This window comes from Streptomyces sp. NPDC104106, from assembly GCF_055584345.1.
Map to the genome: position 1 here is coordinate 142996 of NZ_JBVJMF010000015.1, position 20219 is coordinate 163214.

General features: G+C 74.5%; 11 protein-coding genes and 1 pseudogene. 6 read left to right on the plus strand and 6 right to left on the minus strand.

Features of this window, described 5'->3' with window-relative positions:
• Window position 1: 1 nt before the first annotated feature.
• Both ACZ60X_RS30615 and ACZ60X_RS30620 read right to left on the minus strand, forming a co-directional pair.
• Window positions 2–7504 (minus strand): SDR family oxidoreductase, encoded by a 7503-nt coding sequence (locus tag ACZ60X_RS30615; protein WP_469605262.1) that lies wholly within the window; start codon window positions 7502–7504, stop codon window positions 2–4.
• Window positions 7505–8237: 733 nt separating this feature from the next.
• A complete protein-coding gene (locus tag ACZ60X_RS30620) occupies window positions 8238–9908 on the minus strand; it encodes an RICIN domain-containing protein (protein WP_469605265.1) in 1671 nt (556 codons plus the stop codon).
• A gap of 260 nt (window positions 9909–10168) precedes the next feature.
• Between ACZ60X_RS30620 and galU the strand changes: the two genes are divergently transcribed.
• Complete coding sequence (gene galU, locus ACZ60X_RS30625; RefSeq protein WP_469605267.1) at window positions 10169–11122, plus strand: UTP--glucose-1-phosphate uridylyltransferase GalU; 954 nt, start codon at window positions 10169–10171, stop codon at window positions 11120–11122.
• A 60-nt stretch (window positions 11123–11182) separates the two neighbouring features.
• Here galU and ACZ60X_RS30630 read toward each other — a convergent pair whose 3' ends face one another.
• A complete protein-coding gene (locus tag ACZ60X_RS30630) occupies window positions 11183–11641 on the minus strand; it encodes a DUF4442 domain-containing protein (protein WP_469605270.1) in 459 nt (152 codons plus the stop codon).
• Between the two features lie 148 nt (window positions 11642–11789).
• On the opposite strand from ACZ60X_RS30630, the gene ACZ60X_RS30635 reads away from it, so the two are divergent.
• A complete protein-coding gene (locus ACZ60X_RS30635; RefSeq protein ID WP_469605273.1) occupies window positions 11790–12842 on the plus strand; it encodes a DUF8017 domain-containing protein in 1053 nt (350 codons plus the stop codon).
• 195 nt (window positions 12843–13037) lie between these two features.
• A pseudogene (locus ACZ60X_RS30640) lies at window positions 13038–13901 on the plus strand (MFS transporter); the annotation flags it as partial.
• Here the strand turns inward: ACZ60X_RS30640 and ACZ60X_RS30645 are convergent.
• Window positions 13863–14708 (minus strand): spermidine synthase, encoded by an 846-nt coding sequence (locus ACZ60X_RS30645; protein ID WP_469605275.1) that lies wholly within the window; start codon window positions 14706–14708, stop codon window positions 13863–13865. The pseudogene ACZ60X_RS30640 and the gene ACZ60X_RS30645 sit on opposite strands and share 39 nt — an antisense overlap.
• On the minus strand, window positions 14709–15887 hold the full coding sequence (tuf, locus tag ACZ60X_RS30650; RefSeq protein WP_469605278.1) for an elongation factor Tu: 1179 nt from the start codon (window positions 15885–15887) through the stop codon (window positions 14709–14711).
• 454 nt (window positions 15888–16341) lie between these two features.
• Here tuf and ACZ60X_RS30655 point away from each other — a divergent pair, with 454 nt between their 5' ends.
• Complete coding sequence (locus ACZ60X_RS30655; RefSeq protein ID WP_469605280.1) at window positions 16342–17493, plus strand: glutathione-independent formaldehyde dehydrogenase; 1152 nt, start codon at window positions 16342–16344, stop codon at window positions 17491–17493.
• A gap of 103 nt (window positions 17494–17596) precedes the next feature.
• A complete protein-coding gene (locus ACZ60X_RS30660; protein ID WP_469605282.1) occupies window positions 17597–18370 on the plus strand; it encodes a TVP38/TMEM64 family protein in 774 nt (257 codons plus the stop codon).
• A 16-nt stretch (window positions 18371–18386) separates the two neighbouring features.
• Here ACZ60X_RS30660 and ACZ60X_RS30665 read toward each other — a convergent pair whose 3' ends face one another.
• Window positions 18387–19556 carry a thiolase family protein gene (locus ACZ60X_RS30665; protein ID WP_469605285.1) on the minus strand — a complete coding sequence of 390 codons (1170 nt, stop codon included), beginning with the start codon at window positions 19554–19556 and terminating at the stop codon, window positions 18387–18389.
• Window positions 19557–19703: 147 nt separating this feature from the next.
• Between ACZ60X_RS30665 and ACZ60X_RS30670 the strand changes: the two genes are divergently transcribed.
• Window positions 19704–20171 carry a winged helix-turn-helix transcriptional regulator gene (locus ACZ60X_RS30670; protein WP_469605288.1) on the plus strand — a complete coding sequence of 156 codons (468 nt, stop codon included), beginning with the start codon at window positions 19704–19706 and terminating at the stop codon, window positions 20169–20171.
• Window positions 20172–20219: the final 48 nt, after the last annotated feature.

Genomic DNA, 20219 nt, shown 5'->3' on the forward strand with positions numbered 1-20219 from the left:
GTCACCAGCCCGACGCGGTGTGGACGACGGCACGGAGCGCCGGGTCGCCCCAGGCGAGTTCCCGGAGCAGGGCCGCGGTGCCCTCCTCGGGGTCGATCAGCTCCACTCCGCGCCGGGCGTAGGCGCGGCCGAGTTCCGCCCCGACCATGCCGGTGTGCGCGCCGGAGGGCGCCCACGGTCCCCAGTGGACGGTCAGCGCGCGGTTGCCGGTGCGGGCGGCCCAGTCCGCGCCGAGTGCTTCCAGGGCGTCGTTGGCTGCGGCGTAGTCGGCCTGGCCGCGGTTGCCCAGGACGGCGGCGATGCTGCCGAACAGCACGGTGAAGGCGGGGGCGGCGGGCAAGTCGTCCAGGGCGGCGAACAGCGCGGCGGCCCCGGCCGTCTTGGTGCCGTACACCCGCTGGAAGGATTCGGGCGTCTTGTCGGCGATGAGCCGGTCCTCGATCACTCCGGCGGCGAAGACGACTCCGTCGAGCCTGCCGTGTTCGGCGTGGATCTCCTTGACGGCCTGCAGGACGGCGTCCCGCTCCCGGAAGTCGACCGCGCGGTAGCGTGCCTCGCTGCCGAGCGCGCCGAGTTCGGCGAGCGTGGCGGTGATCTCCCGCTGGGCGAGGATCCGTTCGGCGGCCCTGTTGATCTCGGCGGGCCCCGGCGCTCCGGGTCCGGCCGCGAGCGCCGCCCGCAGCGCGACGGTGGTGCGGGCCGCGGCGACGCGCGGGTCCTCGGGAGCGGCGGGCGCGGGGGTGCGGCCCAGTAGCTCGACGCGGCACCGGCAGGCGCGTGCCAGCGCGGTGGCGAACTGCGCGGTGATGCCCCGGGCTCCGCCGGCGAGCAGGACGACGCAGTCCCGGTCGAGCCCGAGCGCGGCGGCCTCGGCGGCACCGTCGGCGGCGGGTCCGGCGCCGGTGGCGCCGAGTGGCCCGAGGGGCGCGGGCACCAGGTGGAGGCCGTGGCGGGCGCCGGCCGCCGTACGCAGGACGACGGGGGCCGCAGGGGCCGGGGCGCGCAGCTCGGCGAGCACGGCGTCGGCCACGGCCGCCGGGGTGGCGTCCGGTACGGCGACGATCCGGGCGAGGAGGCCGGGGTACTCGCGGCCGACCGTGCGGAACAGTCCGTCCAGACCGGCCGCCCGCAGCGCCGCCGTCCGCTCGGCGGACCGCACGGCGAGCAGCGTGCGCGGGCCGCGGGCCAGCGCCGCGCGGAACACGGGGAAGGCGTCCGGGAGCACCGGCAGTTCGGGGCCGGGCAGCGCGCCCAGGTAGACGACGCCGTCGACGGGGCCGTCGGACTCGCCGAGGAGGTGCCCGGCGCCCCGGCACACCGCTTCGGCACCGTGGCCGGCGAGCCGTCCGGCCACCTCGGCCGGCACGCCCTCGCCGCCCCCGAGCAGGACGAACCGCCGGCCGGACAGGCCGGGGCCGGCCCGCTCGGGCTCCGGCAGGGCCACGGGCCGCAGCACCCGACGCCGGGGCGGCACACCGGGGACGGGCGCAGGCTCCGGTACCTCCGCACGGCCGCGCGGCACCTCGGCCGGCTCACCCGCCCCCTCGCCGGTGCACGGCAACCCGGCCGACTCGTCTACGCGCCTGTCGGGGTACGACACCTCGCCCGACTCACCCACGCCCCTGTCGGCGTACGACACCTCGGTCGGCTCACCCGCACCTTCGCCGGCGTGCGGCACCCCGCCCGACTCGCCCGCGCCCTCGGCGCTCGTCCCGGCCCGTGCCGTCAGCCAGGCCGTCACCGCGGCCGCCGTACGCGCGGTGGCCAGTTCCTCCAGCTCGGCGTCGTCCAGGACGGCGGCGCCGCCCGCGATACCGAGGCGCTTGGCGAGTTCGCCCGCTATCTCGGCCCGTTTGATGGAGTCGATGCTCAGGTCCGCCTCCAGATCGAGGTCGGGCTCGATCATGTCGACGGGGTAGCCGGTGCGTTCGCTGATGATCTCCAGGACGACCCGCCCCACGTCGTTCGACGGCTCTTCAACGGCGTACTCGGGCGTCGTCGACTCGGAGCCGGGCGCGGTGGGTTCACGCACCGCCTGCCCAGCCGGTCCCGGCACCGGCACCGGCGTGACGGCCACGGGCGGTGTGGCGCCCGGCGTGGCGCCGAAGTAGGTGAGCAGCACATCGCGCTGGGCGGCGATCATCTCCCGGCTGGTGCGCAGGAACTCGGAGATCAGGGCGTCCCGGTCGGCCGGGGCGCCGTACGGCTGGTGGGTGGTCACGGTCGCCTCCACGACGCGTCGGGCCGGTGCGAGGGCACCGGGCAGGAGTGCTCCGTCGGCGGTGCGGACGAGATGTCCGTCGACCGTCCAGCCGGGCCGCTTCGGCGCCGGGGTGCGCAGTGCGTCGACGGCGTCGCGGCCCCGCAGCAGCCAGGCCGTGCGCACCGGCTGCCCGGCGACGGCGAGCCGGGCGAGCGCGTCGAGCCAGCCGTGCAGACCGCTGTCGGCCGTCGGTTCGCAGGCGACCGTGCGGTGCGGGCGCTCGCCGAGGATCCGGCCCACCAGCCCGGTGAGCACGGTGCCGGGCCCCGCCTCGACGAAGAGCCGCGCGCCCGCCTCGTACATGGCCTCGATCTGGGCGGCGAAGGCGACCGGGGCGCCGATCTGGGCGGCGAGTTCGGCGCGCACCGCGTCGGGGTCCGCGGGGTAGGGCGCGGCGGTGCGGTTGGCCCAGACGGGGAACTCGGGCGCCCGTACGGTCGTCTCCGCGAGGATCCGGGCGAAGCGCTCCCCCGCCGGGGCCACGACCGGGCTGTGGAAGGCGCAGGCCACGGGGATGCGCTTCGCCGCGAGTCCGGCCGCGCGCAGCAGCCGTACGGCCGTGTCGACGTCCGCCGTAGGTCCCGAGATCACCGTCTGCTCGGGCGAGTTGAGGTTGGCGAGGACCACCGACGCCGGGGCCCCGGCGGTGCGCAGGGCGTCGGTGACGGCCTGCGCGGGGGCACCGACCGCGGCCATGGTGCCGGGGTCCTCGCCCGCCGCCGCCAGGATCGCGCCGGCGCGTTCCACGCTCAGCTCCAGCAGGGTCTCGGGGTCGAGGGCGCCGGCCGCGGCGAGGGCGGCCAGTTCGCCGTAGCTGTGGCCCGCGGCCTGGTCGGGCCGGACGTGGGCGGCGGTGAGGAACGCGTGGGCGGCGAGGCCCGCGATGCCGAGGGCGGGCTGCGCGGCCCGGGTGTCGGTGAGGGCGGCGCGCCGGCGGGCGCGGGCGGTGTCGTCGAAGGCGGCCGGCGGGTGGAGGGCGTCGGCGTGGGCGCGGCCGAGGTGCAGGACGTGGCGCAGGCCGGGGAGGGTGACCAGGAGGTCGGCGAGCATGCCGGTGCGCTGGCTGCCCTGGCCCGGGAAGAGGAAGGCGACCTGGCCCGGCACCGGATCGCCCGCGTGGATCCCGGCGGCCGGATCGTGTTCCCCGGCGAGGACCCGGCGCAGCAGGCCGATCAGGTGCTCGATGTCGCGGGCCACGACCGCGGCCCGTACCGGTTCGTGGGTGGTGTCGGCGCGGCGCGCGGCGGCGAGGGCGAGGTCCCGCAGCCGCCAGGGCCGCCCGTCGGCCTCGGCGGCCCGGAGGATCTCCGTCACCGTCCGGTGGGCCGCGGCCGTGTCCCGGCCCCGGAACAGGAACAGCTCGCACGGCCACGCGTCGAGGGTCTGGGGCGGGGGTGCGGCACCGGGGTGCGCGGCCAGCACGGCGTGGAAGTTGGTGCCGCCGAAGCCGAAGGCGCTCACTCCGGCGAGGCGTTCGGCGGCCGGTGCGGGCCAGGGCCGGGCGCGGGTGTGGAAGGCGAAGGGGCTGTCCTGCGCGGACCAGGCCGGGTTGGGCTGTTCCAGGTGCAGGGTGGGCGGGGTGACGGCGGTGTAGAGGGCGAGGGTGGCCTTGATCAGGCCGGCGAGGCCGGCGGCACACTTGGTGTGTCCGATCTGCGACTTGACCGAGCCGAGCGCACAACTCCCGGGGTCGGCACCCGCTTCGGTGAACACGGTGTCGAGCACGGTGAGTTCGGTGCGGTCGCCCACGACGGTGCCGGTCCCGTGGGCCTCGACGAGGCCGACGTCCGCCGGTGAGACACCGGCGTTGCGGTACGCCCGCTCCAGTGCCGCCCGCTGGCCCTCGGGGCGGGGTGCGGTCAGGCCGAGTGAGCGGCCGTCGCTGGCGGAGCCGATGCCCTTGACCACGCCGTAGATCCGGTCGCCGTCGCGTTCGGCGTCCGCGAGGCGTTTGAGGACCACACAGGCCACGCCCTCGCCGAGCGCGATGCCGTCGGCGGAGGCGTCGAAGGCGCGGGAGCGTCCGGTCGGCGAGAGCGCGTGGACGGAGGAGAACAGGACGTAGTCGTTGATGCCGTTGTGCAGGTCGGCACCGCCGCACAGCGCCAGGTCGCTGGTGCCGGAGACGAGTTCCTTGCAGGCCACGTCGAGGGCGGCGAGGGAGGAGGCGCAGGCGGCGTCGACGGTGAAGTTGGCGCCGCCGAGGTCGAGGCGGTTCGCGATCCGGCCGGAGATGACGTTGGCCAGCATGCCGGGGAAGGAGTCCTCGGTCAGCCGGGGCAGCTGCTCCTCGATCCCGGCCGGGACGTCGCCGTGGTAGGAGGGCAGGACGGCGCGCAGGGTGACGGCGTTGGACAGGTCGCTGCCCGCTTCGGCACCGAAGACGACGCAGGTCCGCGCCCGGTCGAACGCGCGCCCCCGCTCCCCGTACCCGGCGTCCTCCAGCGCCCGGCGGGCCGCCTCCAGGGACAGCAGCTGGACGGGTTCGATGCTGCCTAGGGAGGCGGGCGGGATGCCGTAGCGCAGCGGGTCGAAGGGGATGCGGGGCAGGAAGCCGCCCCACTTCGAGGCCGTTCGGCCGGACGCGTGGTGCACGTCGGGGTCCCAGCGCTCGGGCGGGACCTCGGTGACGGCGTCGTGTCCGGCGACGACGCCGGCCCAGAAGGCGGCGAGGTCGGGGGCCTGCGGGAACATGCACGACATGCCGACGATCGCGATGTCGAGCGGTGCGGGAGCGGGTGGCTCGGCGGGGGCGGACGGCAGTGCGCGCGCGGTGCGGCGGGCCAGGAAGTCGGCGGCGCCGTCGGTCACCGACCGGTGCAGCTCCGCCACGGTGGTGGTCGCCGAGCGCAGGACAGCCACCTCGCCCGCCATGAACATCCCGTCGGCCAGCTGCCGTCGCTCGTCCACCGCGGCCAACTCGCCGTCGGCGCCGCGCTCCACGCCCTTGCTGGCGATGCGCAGCCGCCCGACGTTGAGTCGTTCCAATCCTTCCCAGACCTCGCGGTCGGTGAGCCCCCGCGCCCGCAGGGCGGCCTCGCGGTCACGGTAGCCGCCGGTGAAGGGGCTCGGCACACAGCGGGTCGCGTGGCCGGGCGCGGTCCGCAGCAGGGCGGTCGTGGTGGCGGCGAGCACCTGCCGCTGGAAGAGGGGCCGGATCGCACCGTGGGCGACGGCCTCCTCGGTGAACAGATAGGCGGTGCCCATGAGTACGCCGACGGCGGCGCCCCGTGCGGTGAGCGGCGCGGCCAGTGCGGCCACCATCGCGGCCGACCGCTCGTCGTGGATCCCGCCCGCGAAGAGGATCTCCAGCTCCAGCCGCCGGGCCGGCCCGCCGTGGGCGTGGGCACCGATCCCGGCCGAGGAGTCGACTGACGTCTGGGCTGGGGTCTGGGCTGGGGTCTGGGCTGGGGTCTGGGCTGGGGTCTGGGCTGGGGTCCCGGCTGAGATCTCGGGCCCAGCCGAGGCGTTGTGGTCGACCAAGTAGTCGCACAGTACGGCGAGTTGGGCTTCCCACAGCGGGAAGGACGCCCGTGGCCCGACGTGTCCGCCGCATTCGGACCCCTCGAAGACGAACCTGCGCGCCCCCGCCTCCAGGAACTGCCGCAGCAGCCCCGGCGAGGGCACATGCAGGAAGGTACGGATCCCGGCCCGCTCCAGCGCCTCGGCCTGGGCGGGCCGGCCGCCCGCGATGACCGCGTGCGTGGGCCGCAACTCCCGTACGGCGTCCAGCTGGGCGTTCCTGATCTCCTCCGGCGCGAAGCCGAGCACGCCGACACCCCAGGGCCGCCCGTCCAGCACGGCCCGCGCCTCGGTGAGCATCTCCCGGGTCCGCGCGCCGTCGGCCAGGGCGAGCGCCAGGAACGGCAGCGCGCCGCCCTCGGCGACGGCGGCGGCGAAACCGGCCTGGTCACTGACCCGGGTCATGGGCCCCTGGGCGATCGGCAGCCGGGTCCCGAGCGCCCGGCTCATGGCCGAGCCGGGCCGCAGTGCGTCCGCCGGTCCCGGACCGGTCAGGGCGCGGCCCCCCGCCGGACCGGCGTCACCGTCCGCCACCGAGCCCGGCTGTGTCACCCCGCGAACGACCGCCGACCCCGGCCCCGCCACCCCGCCAACCGCCACCGCTCCCGGATCCCGCACCTCAGGGCCAACCGCCCCTCCCGGAACCACGTCCCCACCCTTCGCCACCGACGCCGGCCCCGCCACCGCGCGAGCGACCGCCGGACCCCCCGCCCCACGGCCGACCACCGCTCCCCGAGCCACACCGGCACCGTCTGCCACCGACGCCGGCCCCGCCACCGCGCGAGCGACCACCGGACCCCCCGCCCCACGGCCTACCACCGCTCCCGGAACCACGTCCCCACCGTCCGCCACCAGCCGCGGGCGTACCACCTCGCAGGTGGCCGCCGACATCTCGCGCACCACATGGCGTACGTTGCCCCAGCGGTCGGCGAACCGGGCGGCGAGGAAGCCGTCCTGGCCCACCGGGAGCAGTCGGCCAGGGGAACCGTCCGCTCCGAGGAGGGCCGCGACCGCTTCCGGATCCTCGTCGGCGGACACCTGGGGGGCGCCGGGTCCACGACGTGCGAGCACCCGGTGGCCACCCAGCACGACCGTCTCCGAACCGTCCAGGTTGCGCAGCGCGGCGCGAACCGTCTCGGGCAGCGCCGACTCGGCCAGCAGGGCCAGTTGGCTGTCGAGGACGACACCGGCCGCCCCACCCGCCACGGCGGCCGCCGCCGTACGCGGGCCGATGCCGCCGCAGGCCCAGACCGGGACCTCAGCCAACTCCCCGTCGCCGAGTAGCAGTTGAAGCAGGACGTAGGTGCTCAGCTCGCCCACCCGGCCGCCGCTCTCGCCCCCCCTCGCGATCAGCCCGCGGGCACCGGCACGGACGGCCGCCCGCGCCTGTTCCAGATCGGTGACCTCTGCCAACACCCGGAAGGACGAGGTGAGTTCGCTGGGCTTCCAGGGCGCGTCGGGAGTGAGGACCACGAGGTCCGGGGCGTCTGCGACCTCGGCCGGTGTCAGGGTGCAGCGCCCGGTCACCCGCACGCCGAAGGGCCCTGGCGCCGTTCGTTCCAGCCGGGACAGCTCCTCGCGGGATCTTCGGTCCCCGCTGCCGAGGTCGAGAACGCCGAGCCCGCCGGCGGCACTGGCGGCGGCCGCGAGCCCGGCATCGGGTTCGCCGAAAGGGGTGACGCAGAGGATCAGGTCACGGGCGTGCGCAGGGGAAGTCATGATGCTCCGACACGATCGGCGAGACAGCATGGTGGGGGTGTGCGCAGCGGAACTCTCTGGTGCGAGGGCACCGGAACCTAGCGAGGTGTTACTCACGGGTCAATGACGTCACGCCCATTTCCCCGCCGGTGGCCCCGATCCGGCCAGGTGATCGAATTCCCCAGTAAGCGCCGGAAACGCGGTGAATCCCGTCACGGGCACCGGCCGCGCAGTGGCCCCGGCCCCCACACCACACCACCTCAAGCCCGGCAAAGCGCGCGCCGTTCCACCGCACGTCCCTGTGCGCGCAGCACCCCGGAGTCAGTCACGGGACGTCTGTAAATTCCGGGTGACGTCCGCCGGTGGCTCGATCCCGCTTCGGCGGCCGAGCAGCGCACCCACGGCCGTAGGGGTCCGCGTCCGGGCCGCCGACCTGTCCAGGGACAGCGTCCACGGCGTGTGGCGCACCGCAGGCGGAAGCCGAGCCGGGACGACCCCGGCGGCCGTGACCGGCGCGGGTCCCGGCGCCCCGGCCCCCTCCCCCGCCGCAGCCGCCCCCGCGGACCGGCCCCCGCGGGTCACCCCCACACCGCCCCGCCCGGCCCACCCGGCACCCGTGGGCCCGCCACCAGCCCCTCACCGGCACCCGTGGGCCCACCACCAGACCCTCACCCCTCGGCCCGGGCACCTCGCCCCCCCCCACCCCCCACCACCACCGGACCCCACCCCCGCCCTCCTCCCCGCGCTCTCCTCCTCACTCGACCCAGACGCCCACCGCGGCCCCCGCGATCCGGCCCGCCGCGCCACTTCCACCCCGTCCGACCGGTTCGCCGGCCACCGGGGGCAGCGCAGGCCCCTGGCGCCCGCGGAGCACCGTCTCGCCGCGCACGGTGACGCCGTACGCCACCTCTCCGACGCGCACGACGCAGTCGGCCGGCGCGGCGCCCTGCGTCCCGGTACCGGCGGCCAGGCACCGGGACGGGCCGGCGGCGGCGCGCAGCAGTCCGCCGTCCCGGTGCGCCGGCTGCCGGGATGCGGCGGACGGGCACGGCGCGAGGCGGACCCCGACACCCGCCTCGTGCCCTCCCGCACGCACATCCGGGCAGCGCGCGGAGGCGACCACCCGCAGCCCGCCATGGCCGACTTCGACCGGATCACCCGATGCGTCGGCCCTCCCGGCGGACGCGACGGACGGCGCGTTGCCGAGGCGGCGAAGGCCCGTGCCGCTCGGGTCACCCGCGCCTCCCGGACCGCCCGGGCGACCGCCGTCTCCGGAATCGCTCGGGCCGCCGGCACCACCACCGCCCGCGTCCCCCGGCCGGCCCCTGCCCCTGCGACCACCCGCGCCACCGCCGCCGCGGTGACCCGTGGCGCCGACCGGGGCACCCCATGTGGCGCCGGGCGTCGGGACACCGTTGTCATCGGACCAGCTCCTCGCCACGAGGACGGTGGCGAGGAGCGCGAGCGAGGCCAGTCCGGCGCCCACGAGCAGCACCGTACGCCGACGGCCCACGGACCCGGTGCGGTGCCGGCCGCCGGCGCCCGCCGGAGTTCCCACCCGACCCTCCGCCCCGGACGACCGTTCCTCGCCGGCACCGCGGCCGGGGCGCGAGTCGAGATAGCGGCGGGCGCCCCAGCCGAGCACGGCCTCGGCGAGCAGGAGGCCCAGGCCGCCCTCGAACTGGCTGATGGTGTCGGCGGCGTGCCGGCAGTACGGGCACACCGTCAGATGCTGCCGGACATCGGGCAACAGGGCGCCGCCACGGCGCAGGGGGACGTCGAGGAGGCGGTTGTAGAAACGGCATTCATTCGTCGGCGCGAGTTCCCGGTGGGCACGCACGCAGCTCGCACGGAATTGCTCGCGAGCCCGTTCCAGGGCGGCCCTCGCGGTCGCCGGTGCGATGCCCAACAGACCAGCGGGTATGTTTATCGGCTCCGCTTCCACCTCGGTGTGCCACAGAAGGCATTGCGAGGCGGCCGGAAGGGCGCGGAAAGCGCGTTCTGCAAGCCGTCGCCTTTCCGGCGTTCCGGGCTTTGTGGCGCGTAGTCCGCGGCCCCCGGTGGGGCGACGCAATTCCGGCAGAGCCGTGCAGGTCTCCTCGTCCGCGGCCCAGGCACGGACGGTGTCGCGCACGGCGACCAGCAGGTGCGGGCGCAGGGCGCCGCCGACTGCGCCGCCCGCCGTACGGTCGAGCACCTCGTGGAAGGCAGCGGTGGCCACGAGCGGGGCGGCGGACCCGTAGGAGGCCAGGCAGACGACGGCGTAGTCGCGCGCGGCCCGCCAGTGTCGGGCGAGGAGCAGGGCGACGGCACGGTGGCGGGCGGCGTGCGGGCCGCTCAGCCGGGCGAGCAGGTCACGGTCGGACTCCCCGCCCGGACCGGGCAGGGGCGGGTACGGCGGGGGTGGGGGGTAGGGGGACTGCACGGAACCATTTCCTTTCCAGCCGCAGAACCGCACACGTAATGCCGTTCTGTGGAAAGCAGTGATAGTTCCCGCGGGGAGGCTCACCTTCGCACACGCACCTCACAGGAAACAAGAAGATGGATTGACGTGACTTCAAAGTCAGGAAATTAACCGGGGGTTACCGTCGGTACAGCCCTGTCGCCGGTTCTGTCGCACCGTCCACAGCCGGTTCCCATGTTTCTCCGGGCGCACTCTCATCCGCGTGCTCCAGCATGGGCCGCATGATCGCTCCCCACTCCACAGCGGCCTCCGGGACCCCCCGTGCCGTGCGCAAGGCCGTCGTGCCGGCGGCCGGACTCGGCACCCGGTTCCTGCCCGCGACGAAGGCCACGCCGAAGGAGATGCTGCCGGTCGTCGACAAGCCGGCCATCCAGTACGTGGTCGAGGAGGCCGCCGCGGCCGGCCTCGAGGACGTCCTGATGGTCACCGGCCGGCACAAGCGGGCCATCGAGGACCACTTCGACAACGCCTTCGAGCTGGAGCAGGCGTTGGCCGCCAAGGGTGACACCGTGCGCCTGGACGCCGTACGCGACCCCGCCCGGCTCGCCGACATCCACCACATCCGCCAGGGCGATCCGCTCGGCCTCGGCCACGCCGTGCTGTGCGCCCGCCACCACGTCGGGGACCAGCCGTTCGCGGTGCTGCTCGGTGACGACCTGATAGACCCGCGCGAGACCCTGCTGAGCCGCATGCTGGACGTACGCGAGCGCCACGAGGGCAGCGTGGTCGCGCTGATGGAGGTCGATCCGGAGCAGATCCACCTCTACGGCTGCGCGGCGGTCGAGCCGACCGGCGAGGAGGGCGTCGTCCGGGTCACCGGGCTGGTGGAGAAGCCGGCGCCGGGGACCGCGCCGAGCCGGTACGCGGTCATCGGCCGCTACGTCCTGGACCCGGCGGTCTTCGACGTCCTGGAGCGCACCCCGCCGGGCCGGGGCGGCGAGATCCAGCTGACCGACGCCCTGCACGAGCTGGCGGCGGGCGGCACCGTGCGCGGGGTCGTCTTCGGCGGGCTGCGCTACGACACCGGCGACAAGGCCGACTATCTGCGCACGGTGGTCCGGCTGGCCTGTGACCGTGCGGACCTGGGGCCCGAATTCCGCCGGTGGCTCAAGGAGTTCGTGGCCGGGCCGGCGGCCGGCGCGGCCGGTGGCGGCGAGGAGCGCCGGGTCGCCTGAGAGCCACCCCGCGACCCCGGCAGGGCCCCGGGACGGGGACCCTGCCGGCCAATGGGCCGCTCAGTCCTGGCTGTTGGGGCGCAGGGTCCAGACGACCGTCATCTCACCGGTCACGGCGCCGTCCGCGCGGCGGATCTCGATCGTCACGGGGAACTCGGGGCGCTGCCCCGCGTCCAGCTCCGCGACGACCTCGGCGGCCGGGCGGCCCAGGGTCGCGGTGGCGGTGACGGCGCCCATCGCGAGCTTCTTGTAGGCGATCTCGGCGCGGACGGCGAGCGGCACCGCGCGCGAGAGCTGGTCCCCGAAGGCGGCCAGCACGATGGCGCCGCTGGCCGACTCGCCGAGCGTGAACATCGCGCCGGCGTGCGGCCCGCCCACGTGGTTGTGGTAGGCGCCCTGGTCCGGCAGGGACACCACGGCCCGGTCCCGGTTCGTCTCCAGGAACTCCAGGTTCAGCGTCCGGGCCATGGGCACGGTGGCGGCGAGCATCTCGCCGATCGACATCTGGTCTGCGCTCATGGCCGTCATGTTACTCACGGGTAGGAGAAACTGACCAGCACGGATCCCCGCCGGGGCGGCCGGGCGGGACAGCGGGGCGCGCTTCGCTACGACCCTGACGAGGGCCGGTGACCGAATCGTTTCCCTGCCCCGGCTAGGGTTACGGGCCATGTGGCCAGATCAGCAGCCGCCAGGGGGCGCGCCGAACCCGCAGCAGAACCCGTACCAGCAGCCGGGTTACCAGCAGCCGAACCCGTACCAGCAGCCCGGGTACCAGCAGTACCCGCAGGCCGGCCAGTACGGTCAGCAGCCGCAGGCCGGGCAGCAGCAGGCCGGGCCGTACGGCCAGCAGCCGCAGTGGGGGCAGCAGCAGCCGCCCACCGTGCCCGTTCCGACGCCTCCGCAGGGCGGTGGCGGCCGTACGAAACTGATCGCGATCGTCGCGGCGGCGGCGGTCGTGGTCGCCGCCGGCGTGACCGGATACCTGGTCCTCGGCAAGGACGGCAAGAAGGACGACACGGCCGGCAAGGGCGGCGGGCAGAGCCAGTCGCCGTCGGCGCCGGCGTCGCCCTCCCCGTCCGTGACCGACGACCCGCGCGGCACCAACACCGAGAAGCCGACCGTCCCCGGCTGGAAGGTCGTCGTGAACGCCAAGTGGGGCGTGGCCTACGACGTGCCCGCGGACTGGACCGTGAACGCCCCCGGCCTGGAGATCGGGTTCACGGACGACAAGGGCGACGGCACCAAGCCCCTCATCGCGATGTCGGGCACCGCCGAGAACCAGCCCAAGTGGTGCACGTCGGACGACGACAAGGACGGCCGCACCGAGGACACACCGCTCGCGGTGGTGGGCTCCAAGGGCGCCAGCGGCGCGAAGGACGCGAACCAGATCGCGGTCAACACACCGGCCTGGTTCGTCTACGGCGGTTACACCCAGCCCGACAAGAAGAGCATCACCTTCGACAAGAAGGGCACGCCCTTCAAGACCGCCTCGGGCATCCAGGGCAGCTACGCGTGGGCCCGCTCGGCCCACACGCCGAAGAAGGGCAAGTGCGTCACCGACGGCAAGGCGCTCACCTTCGGCTTCCAGAACTCGGTGCACGACTACGTGTCGTTCGACTTCTACGGCGCCAAGGGCGTCAAGGACGAGGTCCCCGACGCGACCGTCATGAAGGTCCTCAGCACGGTCCGGCTGCACGGGGACCCGACGAACGGGCAGTGAGCCCGGACGTTCCGGCCCGCGGCGGCGCGGCGGGCCGGAATTCCCCGCGCCATAGGGGGGGTTGGCCGCGGAACTCCTTTGCAACCCCGCGCCGGGCGCGCCATTGTCGCCCGGTGAAGCCGACCATCCTGCCCGACCGCCCCCGCAGGCCCGCCTGGGCGGGGCGCAACTACACGCTGCTGACCTCGGCGGCCAGCGGGCCGGGCGTTCGCCGCCTTCCGCATGGCCACCCAGGGGGCGGCCCTCGGCGGAGCCGCGCTCGGCGGTGCGCTCGTCGCGGCCGTCGGTCCGGGCTGGGTGCTCGCGGTCGACGCGGCGGGCCTCGCCGTCGCCGGCGCCCTGCGCTCCTTCCTCGACGTCAGCCACATCCCGCCGCGCGCACCGGGCGCCGGCATGCTGGCCGATCTCCGCGAGGGCTGGCGCGAGTTCGTCGGCCGGCCCTGGCTGTGGGGCATCGTCGTGCAGTTCTCCCTCGCCAACGCGGTGGTCGGCGCGGCCGATTCCGTCTACGGTCCGCTGGTCGCCCGCGACCGCCTGGGCTGCGCCGCGCCCTGGGGCCTCGCGCTCGCCTCGTTCGGCGCGGGCACGGTGACCGGCGCGCTGCTGATGACCCGCTGGAAGCCCCGGCGCCTGCTGCTCGCGGGCACGCTCTGCGTCTTCCCGCTGGCGCTGCCCTCGGCCGCGCTGGCCGTACCGGTGCCGGTGGGCGTGCTGTACGCGGTGATGTTCGCCGCCGGTACGACGGTGGAGGTGTTCGGCGTCTCCCTGGATGACCGCGCTGCACCAGGAGATCCCCGAGGACAAGCTCTCCCGGCTCTCGGCGTACGACTGGTTCGGCTCGGTGTCCCTGCTGCCCCTCGCCACGGCGCTGGCGGGCCCGCCGAGGCGGCCTTCGGCCGCACGGCCGCCCTGTGGGGCTGTGCCGTGCTGGTCGTGCTGGTCACGGCGCTGGTGCTGCCGGTCCGGGACGTGCGCACGCCGGCCCCGCGCACCCAGCCGGTCGCCGACTCCCGGCCGGCGTCAGCCGACGCCGAACGCGCCGTCGGGGGGCTCGGGTGACGGTACGGCGTCCGCGTCCTCGACCGGCCGCGCGCCGCCGGTGAACTCCCGCACGGCCGCCCCGTGTTCGACCCGCGCCGGGAACACGTCGGCGGCGGTGCGACGGGCCAGGGCGGGGATGTCGACGGGCCGGTGCGAGGCGACGAGGACCGCGTTGCCGAACCGCCGCCCGCGCAGCACCCCCGGCTCGGCGATCAGCGCCAGCTCCGTGAACAGCTCGGCGAAGGTGGCCAGTTGGGAGCGGAGGAAGGCGAACGGGGCCTGGTCGGCGAGGTTGGCGAGATACACGCCGTGCGGTCGCAGGACCCGCTCGGCCTCGCGGGCGTAGGCCAGCGTGGTCAGGTGCGCCGGCACCCGGGAGCCGCCGAACACGTCGGCGATCAGCACGTCGGCGTGGTCGTCCGGCGCCTCCTCCAGCCAGGCCCGGGCGTCGGCGGCGTGCAGCACGACACCCGAGCCCGCCGGCAGCGGCAGATGCTCGACGACCAGGTCCAGCAGCCCGGCGTCCGCCTCCACCACGTCCTGCCGCGAGCCGGGCCGGGTGGCCGCCAGGTACCGGGGCAGGGTCAGCGCCCCGCCGCCGAGGTGCACCACGTCCAGCGGCCGCCCGGCCTCGGCCACGACGTCCAGCACGTAGCCGAGGCGCCGCGCGTACTCGAACTCCAGATGCGCCGGATCATCGAGGTCGACGTACGACTGCGGCGCCCCGTCGACCGTGAGCAGCCAGGCCCGCGCCCGGTCGACGTCGGGCATGAGCTTGGCCGTGCCGTGCTCGGTGGTGCGCAGGACGGGTATCGATTCGTTCACTCATCCATTGTGGACAGCCGTCACGGTCCCCGCGCCCACGGTCCGGCCGCCCTCGCGGACGGCGAATCCGAGTCCGGGCTCCAGCGGGACCCCGCGCCCCAGCTCGACGGTCATCTCCACCGTCTCGCCGGGCCGGGCCGCGCCCGCCGGGCCGAGGTCGACGTCCCCGACCACGTCCGCCGTGCGGATGTAGAACTGCGGCCGGTACCCGCTCGCGACCGGGGTCGCACGGCCGCCCTCGCGCGCCGGCAGCAGGTACACGCGCGCGGAGAACCGCCGGGCAGGCACCACGCTTCCCGGCGCGGCGACCACGTGCCCCCGCCGGACGGCGTCGCGCGGGACGCCCCGCAGCAGCACCGCCACGTTGTCCCCGGCCTGGGCCTGCTCCATCGGCTTGCCGAAGGTCTCCAGACCGGTGACGACGGTCTCGACGCCGGCGCCGAGCACGGACACCCGGTCCCCCACGCGCAGTGTTCCCCGCTCCACCGCGCCGGTGACGACCGTGCCGCGCCCGGTGATCGTGAGCACGTTCTCCACCGGCAGCAGGAACGGCGCGTCCAGGTACCGCTCGGGCATGGGCACGTACGTGTCCACCGCGTCGAGCAGCGCCTGGACGGAGGCCGTCCAGCGCGGGTCGCCCTCCAGCGCCCGGAGCCCGGAGACCCGTACGACCGGTACCGCGTCGCCCGGGTAGCCCTGCGCCGTCAGCAGGTCGCGCACCTCCAGCTCGACCAGGTCGGTCAGCTCCTCGTCCGCCGCGCCGTCCGCCTTGTTCAGCGCGACGACGATGTGGTCGACGCCCACCTGCCGGGCGAGCAGCACGTGCTCGGCGGTCTGCGGCATGATCCCGTCGAGCGCGGAGACGACCAGGATCGCGCCGTCGAGCTGCGCGGCGCCGGTGACCATGTTCTTGATGTAGTCGGCGTGGCCCGGCATGTCCACGTGGGCGTAGTGCCGGGTGTCGGTCTCGTACTCGACGTGCGCGATGTTGATGGTGATGCCGCGGGCCGCCTCCTCGGGGGCCCGGTCGATGCGGTCGTAGGGCACGAACGTGCCGGTGCCGCGCGCGGCGAGCACCTTGGTGATCGCGGCGGTCAGGGTCGTCTTGCCGTGGTCGACGTGACCCATGGTGCCGATGTTCAGGTGCGGCTTGGTGCGCACGTAGGCCGTTTTGGACATGGCTGTACCTCGAAGCCTCTCAGCCGTGGGATGGACGAGCGGGACCCCGGGGGACTGGCCGACCCTCCCCCTGCGGGGTCCGCCGGACGTTCCGGGGAGGGTCAGCTTCGGGCGCCGTCGACGGCGGCCACGAGGTGCGGGACGGCAGCCTTCGGCGCGTCCGCGACGGCGGATGCGGCGAGGTGGAAGGCGTACCGGAACATGGCGTCGATCATCGCCGAGGACCGGTCCGGCGTCGAACGGTTTTCCCCGGCCGGTGCTGTCAGCGGGACGGACGGTACGGGGGTTGCGCCCCGTTTCGTACGGGCGTTCCCTGGAAGTACCGGCGGCGAAGCGGGCGCACGGGGCCACGGTGGTCCGGGCCCCCGCCTTCGCGTGCGTCCCCGGCAGCGGTTCCCCTCGTGCGCTCCTCGCCGCCGCCGTCCGGTGCTCGACGCGGAGGTGACACAGAGAGATGAAAGCCGTCGTCTACGAAGAACCCTTCAGCGTGCAGGTGAAGGACGTACAGGATCCGTCGATCCAGCATCCCAACGATGTCCTCGTACGGGTCACGTCGACCGCCATATGCGGCTCGGACCTGCACATGTACGAGGGCCGTACGGCCGCCGAGTCGGGCATCGTCTTCGGCCACGAGAACCTCGGCATCATCGAGGAGGTCGGCAGCGGTGTGACCTCCCTGTCCGTGGGTGACCGTGTCGTGATGCCCTTCAACGTGGCCTGCGGATTCTGCAAGAACTGCCTCGCCGGGAAGACCGGCTTCTGCCTGACGGTCAACCCCGGGTTCGCGGGCGGGGCCTACGGCTATGTGGCGATGGGCCCGTACAAGGGAGGCCAGGCCGAGCTGCTGCGCGTGCCGTTCGCCGACTTCAACTGTCTGAAGCTGCCACCGGGCGAGGAGTTCGAGACCGATTTCGTGCTGCTCGCCGACATCTTCCCGACCGGCTACCACGGCTGCGAACTCGCCCAGGTGTCCCCCGGCGAGAGCGTGGCCGTCTACGGCGCCGGCCCGGTGGGCCTGATGGCCGCCTACTCGGCGCTGCTGCGCGGCGCGGCGAAGGTCTTCTCGGTCGACCGGGTGCCCGAGCGGCTCGCCAAGGCGGAGGAGATCGGGGCCATCCCCATCGACTTCACCAAGGGCGACCCCGCGCAGCAGATCAAGGAACAGACGAACGGAGAGGGGACCGACAAGGGCGTGGACGCCGTCGGCTACCAGGCTCAGGCGCACGACGCCAGCCACGAGGAACCGGCCATCGTCCTCAACGAACTGGTCGAGACGGTACGGCCCACCGGCATGCTCGGCGTACCGGGGCTGTACGTGCCCTCGGACCCGGGCGGGCCGGACGAGCACGCCAAGCACGGTCAACTGCTGGTCTCCATCGGCAGGATGTTCGAGAAGGGCCAGCAGATGGGCACCGGTCAGTGCAACGTCAAGCGGTACAACCGCCAGTTGCGCGACATGATCATCGCCGGGCGGGCCAAGCCCAGCTTCGTGGTCTCCCACGAGCTGCCACTGGACCAGGCGCCGCAGGCGTACGAGAAGTTCGACAAGCGGATCGAGGGCTACACCAAGGTGGTGCTGCACCCGGGTCACGCGCTCGCCGCGTGAGCGCGCCGCCCGTGCGCGGACGGGTCCGGGCGCCGGTCGGTGCCCGGACCCCTCCCTTGCCTCCTGACGGCGATCACACACGTGCTTCGGTTACTGTCACCGAATGCCCGATGCCACCACCCGCTCTGGGGGCACCGCCACGGCCTCTCCCCGGGCCGCCGCCACGGAGTTCGTCGTCCCCGTGCCGCCGCTGCCGCGCGCCGGGCTCACCGCCCGCTGCACGCGCGCGCTGCTGTCGCCGTACGCCCGGCTGTCGCTGCTGCTCGCCCTGCTCGCGGCGGCCGGTGCCGGGGTGCTGGTGTTCGAACCGCAGCGGCTGCTGGCGCACGGGTGGCCGCCGCAGCTCGGCGGGGCCGCGGCGGCCGTGGTGTTCGGAGCGGCGTACGGGCTGTGCACGGTGGCGTTCGTGCCGCGGCCGTTGCTGAATCTCGCGGCCGGGGCGTTGTTCGGCTCCCAGCTGGGGCTGACGGTGGCGCTGGCGGGGACGGTGCTCGGGGCGGGCGTGGCCTTCGGCCTCGGCCGGCTCCTCGGGCAGGAGGCGCTGCGTCCGCTGCTGCGGGGCCGCTGGCTGAAGGCGGCCGACGGGCAGCTGAGCCGGCACGGGTTCCGGTCGATGCTGGTGGCCCGGCTCTTCCCCGGGGTGCCGTTCTGGGCGGCGAACTACTGCGCGGCCGTCTCCCGTATGGGCTGGTGGCCGTTCCTGCTGGCCACGGCCCTCGGGTCGATCCCGAACACCGCCGCCTACGCGGTCGCCGGCGCCCGCGCCTCGGCACCGACCTCGCCCGCGTTCCTGATCGCGATGGCCTGCATCGCCGCACCGGCGCTGCTGGGCACGGTGGTGGCCTGGCGCAAGCGCCATCACCTGCGCGGGCACTGATCACGCCGGCGGCGGTTCAGACTCCTTCGAGGATCATGGCGTTGGCCAGTCCGCCCGCCTCGCACATGGTCTGCAGGGCGTAGCGGGCGCCGCGCTGGAGCATGGCATGGACCAGGGTGGTGGTCAGCCGGGTGCCGCTGGCGCCGAGGGGGTGGCCGAGGGCGATGGCGCCGCCGTGCACGTTGACGCGGGCGAGGTCGGCGCCCGTCTCCTGCTGCCAGGCCAGCACCACGCTCGCGAAAGCCTCGTTGACCTCGAAGAGGTCGATGTCGTCGATGCCCAGCCCCGCCCGGCGCAGCACCTTCTCGGTGGCCGGGACGACCCCGGTGAGCATCAGCAGCGGATCGGAGCCGGTGACGGCGAAGCTGTGCAGACGGGCCAGTGGGCGCAGGCCCAGCCGGGCAGCGGTCTCGCCGGAGGTGATCAGGACGGCCGAGGCGCCGTCGTTCACGGGGCTCGCGTTTCCGGCGGTGACGTTCCACTCGATCTGGGGGAAGCGCTCGGCGAAGCCGGGGTCGTGGTAGGCGGGCTTGAGCCCGGCGAGGATCTCGGGGGTGCTGCCCGGCCGTACGCACTCGTCGCGGGTGACGCCGTCGAGCGGCGCGACCTCGGTGTCGAAGAGGCCGTCCGCCCACGCGCGTGCCGCCTTGTGGTGCGAGGAGACGGCGAACTCGTCCATCCGGGCGCGGGTGAGCGACCACTTGGCGGCGATCAGTTCTGCGCTGATGCCCTGCGGGACCAGGCCCTCGGGGTAGCGCTCGGCGACGCCGGGCCCGAACGGATCCTTCCCCGCGGGCACGTTGGACCACATGGGCACCCGGCTCATCGACTCCACACCGCAGGCGACCACGAGGTCGTAGGCGCCGGAGAGGACGCCCTGCGCGGCGAAGTGCACGGCCTGCTGGGAGGAGCCGCACTGGCGGTCCACGGTGGCGGCCGGGACCGACTCGGGGAACCCGGCCGCGAGGACGGCGTACCGGGTGGTGTTCATGGCCTGTTCGCCGACCTGGTCGACGGTGCCGCCGATGACGTCGTCGATCAAGGCGGGGTCGACGCCGGAGCGCTCGACCAGGGTGCGCAGGGTGTGGGCGAGGAGCTGCACCGGGTGGACGTGGGCGAGGGCGCCGTTGGGCTTGCCCTTGCCGATGGGGGTGCGTACGGCTTCGACGATCACTGCGTCGCGCATGGCGCGGGCCTCCTTGGCCGCCTGGCCGCCGTGGACCGCGTCCACGCGGCACGGCGGCTACCAGTGAGTAATACCAGTGAGTAGGAAATCCGAACTCACCATAGCTCGACGAGTTGGAAAATCAAACCCTCCTCTAGACTGGCTGCCATGGCCGCCACGAAAGACCCGCGCCCCTGCTCCATCGCCGACGCCCTCGCGCTGGTCGGCGAGAAGTACTCCCTGCTCGTCCTGCGCGAGGTCTGCCTGGGCAACGGCCGCTTCGACCAGCTCGTGCGCAACACCGGCGCCCCGCGCGACATCCTGGCCACCCGGCTGCGCCGGCTGGTGGACGCCGGGATCCTCACCAAGCGCGTCTACAGCGAGCGCCCGCAGCGCTTCGAGTACCGGGCAACGCCGGCCGGGCTGGAGCTGGAGCCGGTCCTGATGACCCTCAAGGAGTGGGGCGACCGCCACCTGCGCCAGGGCACCGACCTGCCGATGGTCGTCGAGCACACCTGCGGCCACGAACTGGTCCCGGTCGTCACCTGCCGGGCCTGCGGCGACGAGGTACGCCACGAAGACCTCACCGCCCATCCGCAGGCCCCGGGCTGGACGATCACGGGACCGGCCGCGTGACCCCGGTTTCCGCGCTGCCGGTCCACCCCACTACGCCGCCCCCGTCAT

Bases quoted from the DNA above. Each gene is read 5' to 3' on its own strand.
- tuf (WP_469605278.1), bottom strand. From the start codon at position 15,887: ATGTCCAAAACGGCCTACGTGCGCACCAAGCCGCACCTGAACATCGGC.
- ACZ60X_RS30665 (WP_469605285.1), bottom strand. From the start codon at position 19,556: ATGCGCGACGCAGTGATCGTCGAAGCCGTACGCACCCCCATCGGCAAG.
- ACZ60X_RS30635 (WP_469605273.1), top strand. From the start codon at position 11,790: ATGTGGCCAGATCAGCAGCCGCCAGGGGGCGCGCCGAACCCGCAGCAG.
- ACZ60X_RS30615 (WP_469605262.1), bottom strand. From the start codon at position 7,504: ATGACTTCCCCTGCGCACGCCCGTGACCTGATCCTCTGCGTCACCCCT.
- ACZ60X_RS30660 (WP_469605282.1), top strand. From the start codon at position 17,597: ATGCCCGATGCCACCACCCGCTCTGGGGGCACCGCCACGGCCTCTCCC.
- galU (WP_469605267.1), top strand. From the start codon at position 10,169: ATGATCGCTCCCCACTCCACAGCGGCCTCCGGGACCCCCCGTGCCGTG.
- ACZ60X_RS30655 (WP_469605280.1), top strand. From the start codon at position 16,342: ATGAAAGCCGTCGTCTACGAAGAACCCTTCAGCGTGCAGGTGAAGGAC.
- ACZ60X_RS30630 (WP_469605270.1), bottom strand. From the start codon at position 11,641: ATGAGCGCAGACCAGATGTCGATCGGCGAGATGCTCGCCGCCACCGTG.
- ACZ60X_RS30670 (WP_469605288.1), top strand. From the start codon at position 19,704: ATGGCCGCCACGAAAGACCCGCGCCCCTGCTCCATCGCCGACGCCCTC.